Here is a 13027-nt window from a genome sequence, read left to right as displayed (position 1 = left end):
TTCAACACGTGGTACCCAACGCCGCACTAGCCGGAACCGCTCTACTTGTGGTACTCGTCGTCGTACTAGCCGGAATCGCTCTACTTGCAGCACTCAACGTCGCACTAGCCGGAATCGCTCTACTTGCAGCACTCAACGTCGCACTAGCCGGAATCGCTCTACTTGCAGCACTCAACGTCGCACTAGCCGGAATCGTTCTACTTGCAACACCCAACGCCGCACTAGCCGGAATCGTTCTACTTGCCGCTCTACACGTCGTTCTAGCAGAAATCGTTCTACTTGCCGCTCTAACCGTCGTTCTAGCCGGAACCGTTCTACTTGCCGCTCTAACCGTCGTTCTAGCAGAAATCGTCGTTCCACTAGGAACCGCAGATTCCATGGCAAAGGTTCTTTCGATTTCCACAAGAACTGGAAATGGAAATTCTGATTACAGGCAATTAATCAGAAGTAATATAGATCATTGAGACCCATTTTTGAAAGGTGATAGATTTTTTATCACCTCTTTTTACATAGTCATACAGCTCCATGAATGTTTTATATGTAGCTGAGTGAAAGCATGAACCTAAACATTGAATGTGCCATACCCTTACATTAAAAAAGATGGATTCACCAGATTACTAACCTGGAAAACCCATCTCATTCCTTATTTAACGGAGATCAATTCGAACTGAACATAAACATCTTTCAGACCTGCTTGAATGGCTTGACCTGCCTTCCCCCGATAATACAATTGCACGCGTTCAATCAATTCATCAATTCCATCATTTAAACAATAACCACGAAGTAACTGGCGGATGAATTCCCTGCCATGTTCTGTAGCAAGCGTACAGGAGGCATCGACAATTACGCCATATTTAAGGTCCAGTTCTACCGTAATCGTGATGGAGTCATAGAGATTTCTTGCCGCCATACCTTGTGGGAGTTTAGCATGCCCTGCAATAAAATATGTGTTCATCATCTGATCTCCTTATTTGTAATTAATGGACAGAAACCTGCTCAAATGGCCATGCAGGCAATTGCTTGCGAAGTTCTTTATCCTGTCTGTATCCCAATGCATATTCTCCTTGCATGACCGTATGGATTTCTCGTGTTCCTTCATAAATGACCGGAGCTTTTGAATTCCTTAGGAACCGTTCCACCGGATATTCATCTGAATAACCATAGGCTCCATGGATCTGCACCGCATCATTCGCCGCTTCATTTGCTGCATCACATGAAATCCATTTAGCAAGTGACGTTTCTTGTGTATTTCGCTTTCCTTGATTTTTTAAAGTCCCTGCTTTAAAGACCAATAATCTAGCAATTTCTAAATTCGCTGACATTTTGGCTATCATCTGTTGTACAAGCTGATGCCTGCCGATCTCTTTACCAAATGTACTGCGCTCATGGCAATACTTTAAGCTCGCTTCCAGACTTGCGCCAATCAGGCCTACTGCGCCGGCAGCTACCGTAAACCGTCCATTGTCCAAGGCAGACATGGAAATTTTAAACCCTTCCCCTTCTTCGCCCAATCTATTGGCAACCGGAACTTTAACATCCGTTAAAAAGACTTCACCTGTATTACCGGCACGAATCCCTAGCTTTCCTTTGATTGCTTTCGATTCAACGCCATCAAACGTACGCTCAACGATAAATGCCGTAATTCCTTTGGAGCCTAGGTCATGATCCGTTTTCGCAAAAATGAGGAAATGGTCCGCATAATCGCAAAGAGAAATCCATGTTTTTGATCCATTTAAAATGTAATAATCACCATCTCGTTTAGCCGTTGATTTCATGGCTGCAACGTCTGACCCAGCATTAGGCTCAGTGAGGCCGAAAGCACCAATCTTCGTGCCTTTTGCTTGTGGCACTAAATACTTCTGTTTTTGTTCTTCGGTTCCCCACTGCAACAGTGTCATGCTATTTAACCCGGTATGTACGGACACCGCAGTCCGGTAAGCCGTGTCGCCACGCTCCAATTCCTCACACACGATGGCGAGTGTATTATAATCCATGCCGACTCCGCCATATTCTTCAGGAATGCACACACCCATCAATTGCAATTCAGCCAATCTCTTTAAAATATGTGGCTGAAACTCTCTTTGTCGGTCCCATTCTTGAATATATGGAATGATTTCCTTATCAACAAATTTCCTTACCACTTTTTTTACACTTTTCTGTTCTTCTGTTAATTCGAAATTCATCATCTAAATTCCTCCTAAATAATTTTATTTTGTTTGAATTTGGTTATGTCTTCCGGGCTATACCCCAATTCTTCTAAAATGGATTCTGTATGCTCCCCATACAGCGGTGGATGCTTTCTCATCGTGACCGGTGTTTTTGAAAGTTTTAAAGGCGACCCAGTCATTCTAAGGTTGTCAACTTTTGGGTGTTCCATCTCCACTAACATTTCCCTTGCCTGTATTTGAGGATCCTCGAACATTTCGGCAATGGTTTGAATAGGGCCATTAGGGATCCCGGCTATATCCAATTGCGTTTTCCACTCTTTCTTCGTCTTGCTTTTTAATAAAGCTTCTATAATCGGTATTAATTCCTCTTTATTCTGCAAACGATCTTTATTGTGCATAAAAGGTTCATGATTCGCCAATTCCGGCCTTCCTAAAACCGTCGTGAATCTTTTAAATTGCTCATCATTCCCTACAGCGACGACTAGTTCCCCATCACTTGCATGAAAAACTTGATAAGGGACGATATTGGGATGTTGATTTCCCATTCGCTTAGGAGATATATCATTGAACAAATAGTTGCTGGCGACATTCACTAGGGAAGCGACTTGACAATCCATCAATGCAATGTCGATTTCCTGACCTTCCCCCGTATTATTCCGATGATGCAAGGCTGACAAAATTCCAATGCAGGTATATAACCCTGTCAGGACATCAGCTATCGCCACCCCCACTTTCATGGGGCTTCCATTACTCTCGCCCGTGATGCTCATCAGGCCGCTCATCGCTTGAATGATATAATCATAGCCAGGTAAATCTTTATTAGGACCGGTTAATCCGAATCCTGTAATTGATGCCATAATCAAATGAGGATTCTCTTCTTTTAATTGTTCATATCCCACACCCATTTTTTCCAGCGTGCCTGCCTTGAAGTTTTGAACGACAATATCCCCTGTCGATACTAGCTTACGAAATATTTCTTTCCCCTGTTCAGACTTTAAATTCAATGTCATACTTTCTTTGTTGCGATTGGCACATAAATAGTAAGCGCTTTCTCCCTCAACGAAAGGCGGACCCCATCCTCTCGTTTCATCTCCTGATTCATGATGTTCCACTTTGATAACTTCCGCTCCCAAATCACCAAGAACCATCGAACAAAACGGTCCCGCCAATACACGGGAGACGTCAATAATCCTTATTCCTTCCAAGGCTCCTTTCATCCCTTCACCCCTTTCCCATAGTTGAAATATACAAAAAGAGCCAGTAAAACAAACAATGTGATTACATTGTACGTTTCACTGACTCTTATCCATGGCTTGTCTTCCGACAAAGGAAGATCAAGTGAACAAAGTCAATTTTATAAATACTCATTTAAAACAAGCCGGCCATGCAGCAAGGTAAGTCGCTGTCATCGGTTTGGTACATTAAGTATAAGATAGTTATTTGAATTTTGCAATAATTATATTCGAATTATGGATATTGGTCGTTCGCAAATTTATCATGATCGTTGTTCTCCTCCCCCTTTACACTAAAGGTATGGAGAATGAAGCTCTCGCCTTGCTTCTTTCCCCTTCTGTCTATAAAATTTAAAGATATAAACGCTTAGTTCGACAAGTCCATTAATGGTAAGGGGGGATTTGACAGTGGACGATATAAAGAAAGAAATCGTTGAAGCCATCAAGCAATATTCAACGATCATCATTCACCGCCATCTTAATCCAGACCCGGATGCACTGGGGTCTCAAATCGGACTTCTACACGTGATAAAGCACTCATATCCATCCAAGGTTGTTCATGCAGTGGGAGAAGAAGTAGGTCGGCTCCAATTCATTGGAAGGATGGATGTTATACCCGATGATGTTTATAGAGATGCATTAGTGGTTGTGTGCGATACCGCTAATCTTTCACGCATTAGTGATTCACGATACAAAATGGGGAAAAGGTTGATTAAGATCGATCATCATCCCGATCAAGAGTCCTTCGGCGATCTTTCGTGGGTGGATCCTTCTTTCAGCTCAGCAAGTGAGATGCTTGTTGACCTATGTTTGGGTTTCCCTGATGATCTTAAATTAAACAAAGAAGCTGCCCGTGCCTTTTATACCGGCATCATTGGTGATACCGGTAATTTTCAAAAAGGCAAAATATCTCCCGGGACTTTAGAAATCGCATCGATATTACGGTCGTATAATTTTCAGCCAGAAAGAATCCACAACTTCTTGAATATTAAAACCAAGCATTCTTCCCATCTTCAAAGGGATATTATGATGAGCTATAAGAGGACCGATAAAGGGGTAGCCTACTTCGTCATGACTGAGGAGATGTTAAGCAAATATGATATAGACCGGACCGAAGCCTCGAATTTAATTAATACTCTTTCCGGGTTAAAAGGAGTGAGGATTTGGGTGTTCTTCATAGAATATCCCGAAGAAATCCGGGTCAGGATCCGTTCACGAAACACCCCGATTGATTCAGTTGCACGCATGTTTAATGGGGGAGGGCATCCCTTTGCGTCCGGAGCGAACATCCCTACTTGGGAGGCAGTTGATCAGGTCATACACGCTTTGAACCAAGTTTGTCCCTGAGTTGGTTGGTGAAAGAAGCGTAAGAGAAACGCCCGAGCCATATGGCCCGGGCGTTATGTTTTTATTTCGATACTTCTTCAAGAGTCGATAAATCGATCATCCCTTTAATATCGGCGCTAGGAATGTATCCAGCCTCTTTACTAATATCAGCCATTTCCTGAATGACGTCCTCATTAACATTCGTTGTCACTTCCAAGCGTGAAAAGGCAGCGGCCACCTCTTCCTTGCTTAATTCTTTTCCAGTCAAGTCCTTAAGGTGCTTAATGACTAGCTCTTGGCTTTCTTCCGGACTGTTTCGGATGAAATCAACCGCTTTTTTGTGGGCTTTCAAATAGGCAGTGGAAAGACCTTTTTTATCTAAGAACTTCTGGCTTGCAGCCACCACTGTGTTTGGTGAATCTTTGCCCCAAGCGAATTCATCCCAGTTAAGCAATAGCTTCCCGTTTGCTTGATTTTCCAAAACGTATCCCCAAGGTTCCTGAGTAGCAGCTGCATCGACTGTTTTTTGGACAAAAAGTGCCGCCGTGTCAGCAGGTGCTGAAGCAAATAACTCCACTGTACCACCATTTGTAGTCGGTTTAAGGCCAACGTCTTTAAGGGCCTTTCTAAGCATGACGTCCTGAGTGCTTCCGATGACAGGGATCGCAACTTTTTTACCGTCCAAATCTTTTAAATCCGAAATTTTACTGCTTTCACCTGACACAAGAACTGCTCCACCGTTTACAGCCCCGGAAATTAAGTGGTATTCCGGATTTTTCACGTAAAAGTTAAGTAACGGACCAGGACCGGTTGTTCCGACATCGATAGCCTTCGTAGCCATCGCTTCCATAAATAGCCCACCGTTGGCCACTGTTTTCGTTTTAATGGTTACGTCTTCACCGAATTCTTCTTTAAAGTAGCCCTTTTCAAGCGCAATGATTGTTGCACTATGAGTCAGGTTAGGGAAATACCCGATATTCACGGTTTGTTTTTCTGAATCTTTACCTTCTTCGTTATTCGAAGATTCTGTACAACCACTTACTATTCCAATTAACAATACGGACATAATAAGAGTAAATAATGTTTTTTTCAGCATCTGTCTCTCTCCTCTTAACCTATTATTTTATTAACCTACCTTTGATTTACTCCCCATTTAACTTGAACATTACGTTCCAAGCGGGAGAAAACAACATTATCTACAATGGTTCCAATAATCGCAATGATGATCATGACGGAAATAACCAGGTCCATTTGACCGAGCGATCTTCCCATTTCCAGAAGCTGCCCGAGACCTCCGCCTCCTCCGAGTAACTCACCCGCCATTAATGCACGCCAAGAGAATGCCCAAGCGATTCGAAGACCAGAAATGATTTGTGGGACAGATGCGGGCAGAATCACGGTTCTCAAGAAATGAAATCCGCTTGAACCATAAGTTTTAGCCACTCTTTGATATAGCTGGGGCACATTTTTGAACCCGCTTGTTGCATTGACTGTCATCGTCCAGGTCGCGCCGATGGTAACGATAAAAAGGATGGAAAAATCATTCAAGCCAAACCAGATGATCGCTAACGGGAACCATACGATACTTGGTATCGATTGTAAGGCTGTTACAACAAAACCAAGCGTATCTTCTACAAGCTTATAACGCCAAATGAAGTATCCTAAAATAAGACCGATAATGATGGCGATGGTGAACCCAATCAAGATGCGTCCCATGCTCTTTCCGACAGCTTCGGTGATTTGTCCACTCACTATTCCATTAAACAGGGTTTCAAGGACCTGAGTCAGGCTAGGAAACATGAAATCCGGAAGGCTTGATAATCTAGATGTGACTTCCCATATCCCCGCTATCATCGCGATGAATATGATTCGTCTTAAAGCTGTAATCATTCCCCATTTCCTCCTTCAGCACTTTTTCAATTTCCTCCTGTAAAATCGATAATACCCTTTGTTCGGTGTTCAACGTCACACTATCCGGCATGACCCCATCTTTCATGGAAGGAACGGAAATCGTCTCTTTGATTTTTCCCGGGCGGGTTGCAAAAACTACGATTTTCTCCGAAAGCTGAACTGCTTCACGAATATTATGCGTGACAAAAAAGATCGTCACTTTTGTTTTTCTCCAGATTTCAAGTAACTCTTTATGCAATACCATTCTCGTCTGCTCATCAAGTGCAGAAAATGGCTCATCCATCAATAGAATATCCGGTTCCATCACAAGTGCTCTGGCGATGGCGACTCTCTGCTTCATTCCACCTGAAAGCTGATGTGGATAGGAGTCTACATAGCGACTAAGATGAACCATTTTTAAAATATCCAACGCCTTTTCTTTCGCTTTTTCTTTAGGCATTTTCTTCAACTTCAACCCGTACGTGACATTTTCAAGCACCGTCAACCAGGGAAATAACCCTGCTTCTTGAAATACAACCACTCGTTCGGGTCCCGGCTTCGAAACCTTTTTTCCAGCCACCCGGATGTCGCCTGAATCTGCTTTATCGAGACCGGCTATTAAATAAAGAAGGGTCGATTTGCCACAACCTGACGGCCCAACGATTGAAACAAAGCTTCCCTTTTCAACCTCTATATTGATATCATCGAGTACCTTTATACTTTCTTTCTTTTCATTCATAAAGCTTTTTTCAATTCCGTCTACTGTTAAATACACTGAGACACCCCACTTTTAAATCACACTAATTGACTAGACATTATTCCTTAATAATGATTAATCCAATCGTTTTTGTCAACTATAAAAATGCAAGAATTCTAACTTTTTTGTGTTTTTCTACTACCCACCGAATAATGGAGATATACTACAATACTACATATTTTAGTAAAATGTATTCTTTTGTATGATGAGCAAAGAAAATCAGTTTTTCCTATAGGTTAATCGACTATTTCGAAATAATAATCTCCTATCTCTGCATACAAAAAAAGTTTCCTGAGATCCGGAAACTTTTTCTATATTTCATATCAACGTCTGATTTAAAATAATCTGCTTCGATATAATTTATCTTTCATTTTTTGTGTTCGACGGTGGAAAGGTTTCTTCAAAATCACCCCCAACAAAAGGGTGACCAAAATAAAGAGTAACAACACCAGAATATCCTTTGTAGCAGTGGTCCAAGTGATTCCACCGACAGCTTCACGTAGTAAGCTAACGGCATAGGTAAATGGCAAGAAAGGATTGATATGTTGAAAAAAAGGTGGCGTCACTTGAATGGGGAAGGTCCCACCGGAACTTGAAATTTGAAGGACCATCAAAATCACGCTGATCCCCTTGCCTACATTTCCAAGAACGGATACAAATGTGTATACAAGTAGTGTAAATACTGCACTAATCAATACAGAAAACAAGACATACTCCCATTTATCTGCAACATATACCTCGAGAAGAAGAAGATTCCCTATGGATACGATTAATGCCTGCATGCATCCAATAATTAAGAAAATTAGGTACCTTCCTATATATATCTGATATGGACTATACACTTGTTGAGAAATATCCACGCTCAGTATCGAGATTAATACTGTCCCCCCTACCCAAAGCGAAAGAGCTGTGAAGAATGGCGACATCGCCGAACCGTAGTTAGGAATTGGGAAAAGACTATGTTGATTAAGAAGGACGGGTTCAGAAAAAAAGTCACTTTCTTTCTCAATATCATTTCGCAAAAAACGAATGACATCCTCGATATTATAACTCTTGTCTATCTCTCTCATTTTATTAGCAAGCCCTCGGATTTTGTTCTCAACCTCTGGAAAGTTATTCTGTAACCTATCGATTTCCTCTATCCGTGATAATAAGGTTTGATTGCTCTCTCCCAATAGTGCTTTAACCTCAGGAAGGGCTTGTCCCCCTTCCTCCAGTGTCATTTCCACTTTTTCTAAAAGTGCATGTGCTTCATTCCCTAGCTTTTCAAATTTCACCCCTGTATCGTCTTGATAATCGGTTTGCAGTTCGTTCAATACACTAAGGTTGCTTTCCCCATGACCAGTAAGTGAATCAAAGGCTTGTTCATTCAATGCCTGCAGTTGGTTTGACGTATTTTCGCGCAACTCATTTACGGAATATATCTCTGGTTGTAACACGTTTTTCCCATTGAACTGATTGACCCTCACCAATAGATTATAGATACTTTCTAATAAGTACCTATCCTTTTTCAGTCTACTTCTTCCTTCTTCTGTCAGTTCATATACTTCATCGTCGGTTAAACCTTGCTCCTTCAATCGGTCGGCTATTCCTATAACCGATTCATTATCACTCCTTACTATTGCAAGGTCATCTTCTAGGAGTGGATTAATGGCATGAAAAGCCGCTTGGGCTGAATCAACATAAACGGAAACATTGGATACCATTTGTTCTTTTTGTGATGTAATATTTTCTACCGCTTTCAGACTATCGTTGACCTTTACAATTATGTCCTCAGCTTTAGTCACATGCTTATGGACTGTGTTAATACTTTGTTCAAGCTCGGGCAACTCCCCTTCTAAAACGTACACCATATTCTTCATTTTTTGGATCGTCGGAAGCTCGTTTTGCAACGTGATTCCCAGTTCATTAAAAATGGAGAGTATACTTCCACTGGCCGTTTTAACGAAGCTTTTGCTGACATTGTCCACAATGCTATTGGCTCCTGCCGCCGTCATTTTCGGTGCGATGCTATTGATTTTTTCGTTTACGTAATAATCGATTTCGGCCTTGATGGGATCCTCCGTCATGATGGTCGCTATATGCTCAGAGAAGTTTTCTGGAATGATGATAGATGCGTAGTAATCCCCATTCTTCACTTTTGAAATTGCTTCATCCTCCGTCGTGAATCTCCAGCCAAGGTCTGAATTTCCCTTTAACCCTTGCACCACTTCTTCTCCTATATTTATCGATTCACCATTCAACTCCGCTCCCCTATCGTTATTGGCAACCCCTACGAGGATTCCTCCCGTATTTGCGTATGGGTCCCAAGAAGCAACAATATTAAACCAAGCGTAAATGGAAGGGATCAACATAAGAAAAATGATAACGATACACACAAATAAATTTTTATAAATACTTTTTATATCATCTATGAAAATTCCCCAAATCTTTCTCAAGACAGACCTCCGGTATTCATTTTCCATAGTAGTATGGGGGTAGGAAGATGCTTCAATACCATGTAAACATATCCATCCTTTCACATAAAAAGAAGTAGCTATCAAATGACAGCTACTTCTTTCAGGATTATTCATTTTTTCTTCTATATAAAGCGAAAGAATACCTCTTCCTGGAAGAATTGACCTCGTTCGCTCATTCTGGACTAATGATTGCGGAAAATCTTCAGCTCTTCATTCAGTTCCTTTGTCTGATTATATACCTTTTTGTACACATCAAATAGCAAGGCATACTTTTCGACATTAGCCGTTATCGGCTTATAGGACTTTTCTTCTGAAATGAATACCTCTGCACATGCTTGCAACGAATCATACCAGCCGCTACCATATGCAGCAAGCATTGCAGCACCAACTGCCGGGCCCTGTTCACTTGATAATTTAACGATCGTCGCATTGAAAACATCAGCCTGCATTTGTAGCCACGTTTCATTTTTTGCTCCTCCACCAATGGATATGACCGTATCGATCAACTTCCCGTTTTTTCTGAATATGTCGATGGATTCATTCAAAGAGAAAGTAATGCCTTCAAGGACAGCCCTAGCAAAATCAATTCGCTTATGAGAAGAATCCATGCCAATAAAGCTTCCACGAATGGTCGCATCGGGATATGGTGTCCTCTCGCCAGATATATATGGGGTAAATAATAGACCATTTGCCCCTATTGGAACGTTAGCAACACCCTTCAGAACCGTATCGAATTCTTCCCCACTTGCAAAAGTATCCTTAAACCAGCTTAAGCTATGCCCTGCAGATAAGGTCACACCCATTGTGTAAAAAGTATTTTCTTCACCATGATTAAAATAATGAACTTTTCCTCCAAAATCACGGTCATTCTTTTCTTCATAGGAGAGAACCACACCAGAAGTACCGATACTGCAAAGCGTTTTCCCCTCGGAAAGGATGCCCGACCCGATTGCACCACATGCATTGTCGGCCCCTCCGGCAAACACTTTTGTTTTTTTCGCCAAACCCGTTTGGACTGAAAAGTCTGCTGTGATTTCTCCGACACACTCACTCGATTCTACCAAAGGCGGACATAGTGTTACGTCGACACCGACAAGTTCACACATTTCACCGCTCCATTGTTTTTTTGCCACATCCATTAGAAGAGTTCCGGCAGCATCGGAATATTCACTATGTATTTTTCCTGTCATCGCATAACGAACATAGTCTTTTGGTAGCAGGAAGACATCTGCTTGATGATAGATTTCCGGTTCATATTGCTTGACCCAAAGCAATTTCGGTAGGGTAAATCCTTCAAGCGCCTGATTTTTTGTGATTTCCAATAGCCTTTTCTCGCCAATACATTCATAAATTTGACGGCATTGTTCCGTTGTTCTTGTATCATTCCATAGAATCGCATTTCGAAGGACATTCCCTTCTTGGTCCAATAAAACAAGACCGTGCATTTGCCCGGAAAAACTAATTCCTTCAATGTCATTTGTGTCCCCATCGAATTTCCTGACTAACTCACTGAGCGCTTCTGTCGTCTTATCAACCCATCCCTTGGGATCTTGTTCATTGAACCCTGGTTGTACCTGTATGAGGGGGTATGACTTTGAAATCTCGTCGCACACCTTTCCTTGTTGATTCATCAATAAAACCTTTACCGCACTCGTCCCTAAATCCACGCCGATGACATATTTCATGTTCCACCATCCTCTATTCAATTTAGAAAAATGTGCTGGAAATCCTTTTGGGACCCAGCACATCATAATGAAACGTATTCTTTATTGTCAAGCCGATTTCGTCCAGATATTTTCCATATCCTCCAACGTCTTTCCTTTCGTTTCCGGTATGAACTTCCATACGAAAATGGCCGAAAGAACACTCATTAAACCATAGAACCCATATGTTAAAGCACCACTGTACTCCATCATCATAGGATATGTGGCAGATATTAAGTAATTGGCGATCCATTGGGCTGCAACAGCGATGGCAACGGCCTGGCCTCGAATTTTGTTCGGGAATATTTCTGAAATCAATACCCAGCAAATAGGTCCCCACGACATCATGAATGAAGCCGTATATACAATAATGAATACTAACGTGCTAATCCCAATCACATTGGCGTATGCCATTCCTGCTACTCCAAACATTCCTATGGCCATTCCTATGGAACCGACTACGAGTAATGGTTTTCGTCCCCATTTATCCACGTTCATGATGGCAATAACAGTAAAGATAACGTTTACAATTCCCATAATGATGGTTTGCATCATCGAAGCATCTTTTCCTGCTCCCATGCTTTCAAAAATGCGCGGAGCATAATACAAAGCAACATTAATGCCGACAAATTGTTGGAAAACAGATAGGAGAATGCCTATGACGATTACTAGTTTACCGTAAGATAATAATTTCCCACTGGATACATTCACCGTTTGTTTAATATCATTAAAAATGGACTTTGCCTCAACAGCTCCATTAATCTTTGTTAATATTGCCAGTGCTTTATCATTTTGATGTTTCAACGCAAGATATCGTGGTGTTTCTGGAACAAATATCAGGAGCAGACCAAACAATAGAGCCGGAATTGCTTCCGAAGCGAACATGTATCTCCAACCGATGTCATTGATCCATTCTACTGATTGCCCATTAGCGATAGCCCAGTTAACGAAGTACACGACTAACATCCCAAGAATGATGGCAAATTGATTAAAGGATACCAATTTACCTCGGATATCAGCAGGAGCAATCTCCCCTATATACATAGGGACGATTGCTGAAGCCAAACCCACTCCAATGCCGCCTATAATCCGATATAGGTTAAACGTGAGCAATAACGCTAGCGTCGGTTCGCTTTTTGTGAAAAATAAAAACTCCGGATAAGCGGACCCTAAAGCAGAAAAAAAGAATAACAGAGAAGCTAGGATTAATGAATTCTTACGCCCGAGTCTACTTGAGATCATCCCGGACAGCAAACCTCCGATGATACACCCAATCAATGCACTTGAGGTCGTTGCCCCGTGGGCTAAAGACCCGAGACCTAAACTCGTAATGAAGTAGGCTTCTAGGGATTTTTCCGCCCCGGATATTACAGCCGTATCATATCCAAATAGCAATCCACCAAGTGCCGCTACTAGTGTAAGTGAAAAAATATAAAGTGAGTTACGATTTTTTTTCATAGTTTCATAGAGTTAGAATAAACCCGTAAAAGAA

Annotated in this window: 11 protein-coding genes; 2 read left to right on the top strand and 9 right to left on the bottom strand. The window is 41.7% G+C overall.

The features are described 5' to 3' along the window. Positions 1-8: 8 nt before the first annotated feature. On the top strand, positions 9-464 hold the full coding sequence (locus tag ACIQXH_RS12100) for a hypothetical protein (protein WP_403123823.1): 456 nt from the start codon (positions 9-11) through the stop codon (positions 462-464). Between the two features lie 179 nt (positions 465-643). Here the strand turns inward: ACIQXH_RS12100 and ACIQXH_RS12095 are convergent, their stop codons facing one another. The 3 genes from ACIQXH_RS12095 to ACIQXH_RS12085 are packed head-to-tail and all read right to left on the bottom strand — an operon-like array spanning position 644 to position 3385. Next, positions 644-955, bottom strand: coding sequence for a DUF3870 domain-containing protein (locus ACIQXH_RS12095; protein ID WP_402987507.1), 312 nt, complete (start codon positions 953-955; stop codon positions 644-646). A 22-nt stretch (positions 956-977) separates the two neighbouring features. Then, on the bottom strand, positions 978-2183 hold the full coding sequence (locus ACIQXH_RS12090) for an acyl-CoA dehydrogenase family protein (RefSeq protein WP_403123816.1): 1206 nt from the start codon (positions 2181-2183) through the stop codon (positions 978-980). A gap of 14 nt (positions 2184-2197) precedes the next feature. Further along, positions 2198-3385, bottom strand: a complete 1188-nt coding sequence (locus ACIQXH_RS12085) for a CaiB/BaiF CoA transferase family protein (RefSeq protein ID WP_403123646.1) — start codon at positions 3383-3385, stop codon at positions 2198-2200. A 423-nt stretch (positions 3386-3808) separates the two neighbouring features. Here ACIQXH_RS12085 and ACIQXH_RS12080 point away from each other — a divergent pair, with 423 nt between their 5' ends. Beyond that, positions 3809-4747, top strand: a complete 939-nt coding sequence (locus ACIQXH_RS12080) for a DHH family phosphoesterase (RefSeq protein ID WP_403123643.1) — start codon at positions 3809-3811, stop codon at positions 4745-4747. Positions 4748-4808: 61 nt separating this feature from the next. Here ACIQXH_RS12080 and ACIQXH_RS12075 read toward each other — a convergent pair whose 3' ends face one another. From ACIQXH_RS12075 to xylE, 6 genes are all read right to left on the bottom strand, one after another. After that, positions 4809-5822, bottom strand: coding sequence for an aliphatic sulfonate ABC transporter substrate-binding protein (locus tag ACIQXH_RS12075; RefSeq protein ID WP_403123640.1), 1014 nt, complete (start codon positions 5820-5822; stop codon positions 4809-4811). A 35-nt stretch (positions 5823-5857) separates the two neighbouring features. Then, a complete protein-coding gene (locus ACIQXH_RS12070; protein WP_402867835.1) occupies positions 5858-6616 on the bottom strand; it encodes an ABC transporter permease in 759 nt (252 codons plus the stop codon). Continuing rightward, entirely contained in the window at positions 6549-7391 is an 843-nt protein-coding gene (locus tag ACIQXH_RS12065) for an ABC transporter ATP-binding protein (protein ID WP_402955924.1), read from the bottom strand. The genes ACIQXH_RS12070 and ACIQXH_RS12065 overlap by 68 nt, the downstream gene beginning before the upstream one ends. Positions 7392-7708: 317 nt before the next feature. Then, on the bottom strand, positions 7709-9811 hold the full coding sequence (locus ACIQXH_RS12060) for a YhgE/Pip family protein (RefSeq protein WP_403123637.1): 2103 nt from the start codon (positions 9809-9811) through the stop codon (positions 7709-7711). A 203-nt stretch (positions 9812-10014) separates the two neighbouring features. Then, positions 10015-11517: a xylulokinase gene (xylB, locus tag ACIQXH_RS12055; RefSeq protein ID WP_403123634.1), complete on the bottom strand. Its 1503-nt coding sequence runs from the start codon at positions 11515-11517 to the stop codon at positions 10015-10017. An 87-nt stretch (positions 11518-11604) separates the two neighbouring features. Continuing rightward, positions 11605-12993: a D-xylose transporter XylE gene (gene xylE, locus ACIQXH_RS12050; RefSeq protein WP_403123632.1), complete on the bottom strand. Its 1389-nt coding sequence runs from the start codon at positions 12991-12993 to the stop codon at positions 11605-11607. Positions 12994-13027 lie beyond the last annotated feature (34 nt).

Origin of the sequence: Peribacillus sp. NPDC097225, from assembly GCF_044761955.1 — a bacterium.
Lineage (GTDB): Bacteria > Bacillota > Bacilli > Bacillales > DSM-1321 > Peribacillus.
Note: the sequence above shows the minus strand (reverse complement) of the source record. Positions and strands in the feature narration are given on the sequence as shown.

Excerpts from the sequence above, each read along its gene's own strand:
- ACIQXH_RS12090 (WP_403123816.1), bottom strand. The coding sequence starts at position 2,183 with ATGAATTTCGAATTAACAGAAGAACAGAAAAGTGTAAAAAAAGTGGTA.
- ACIQXH_RS12075 (WP_403123640.1), bottom strand. The coding sequence starts at position 5,822 with ATGCTGAAAAAAACATTATTTACTCTTATTATGTCCGTATTGTTAATT.
- ACIQXH_RS12070 (WP_402867835.1), bottom strand. The coding sequence starts at position 6,616 with ATGATTACAGCTTTAAGACGAATCATATTCATCGCGATGATAGCGGGG.
- ACIQXH_RS12095 (WP_402987507.1), bottom strand. The coding sequence starts at position 955 with ATGAACACATATTTTATTGCAGGGCATGCTAAACTCCCACAAGGTATG.
- ACIQXH_RS12085 (WP_403123646.1), bottom strand. The coding sequence starts at position 3,385 with ATGAAAGGAGCCTTGGAAGGAATAAGGATTATTGACGTCTCCCGTGTA.
- xylB (WP_403123634.1), bottom strand. The coding sequence starts at position 11,517 with ATGAAATATGTCATCGGCGTGGATTTAGGGACGAGTGCGGTAAAGGTT.
- xylE (WP_403123632.1), bottom strand. The coding sequence starts at position 12,993 with ATGAAAAAAAATCGTAACTCACTTTATATTTTTTCACTTACACTAGTA.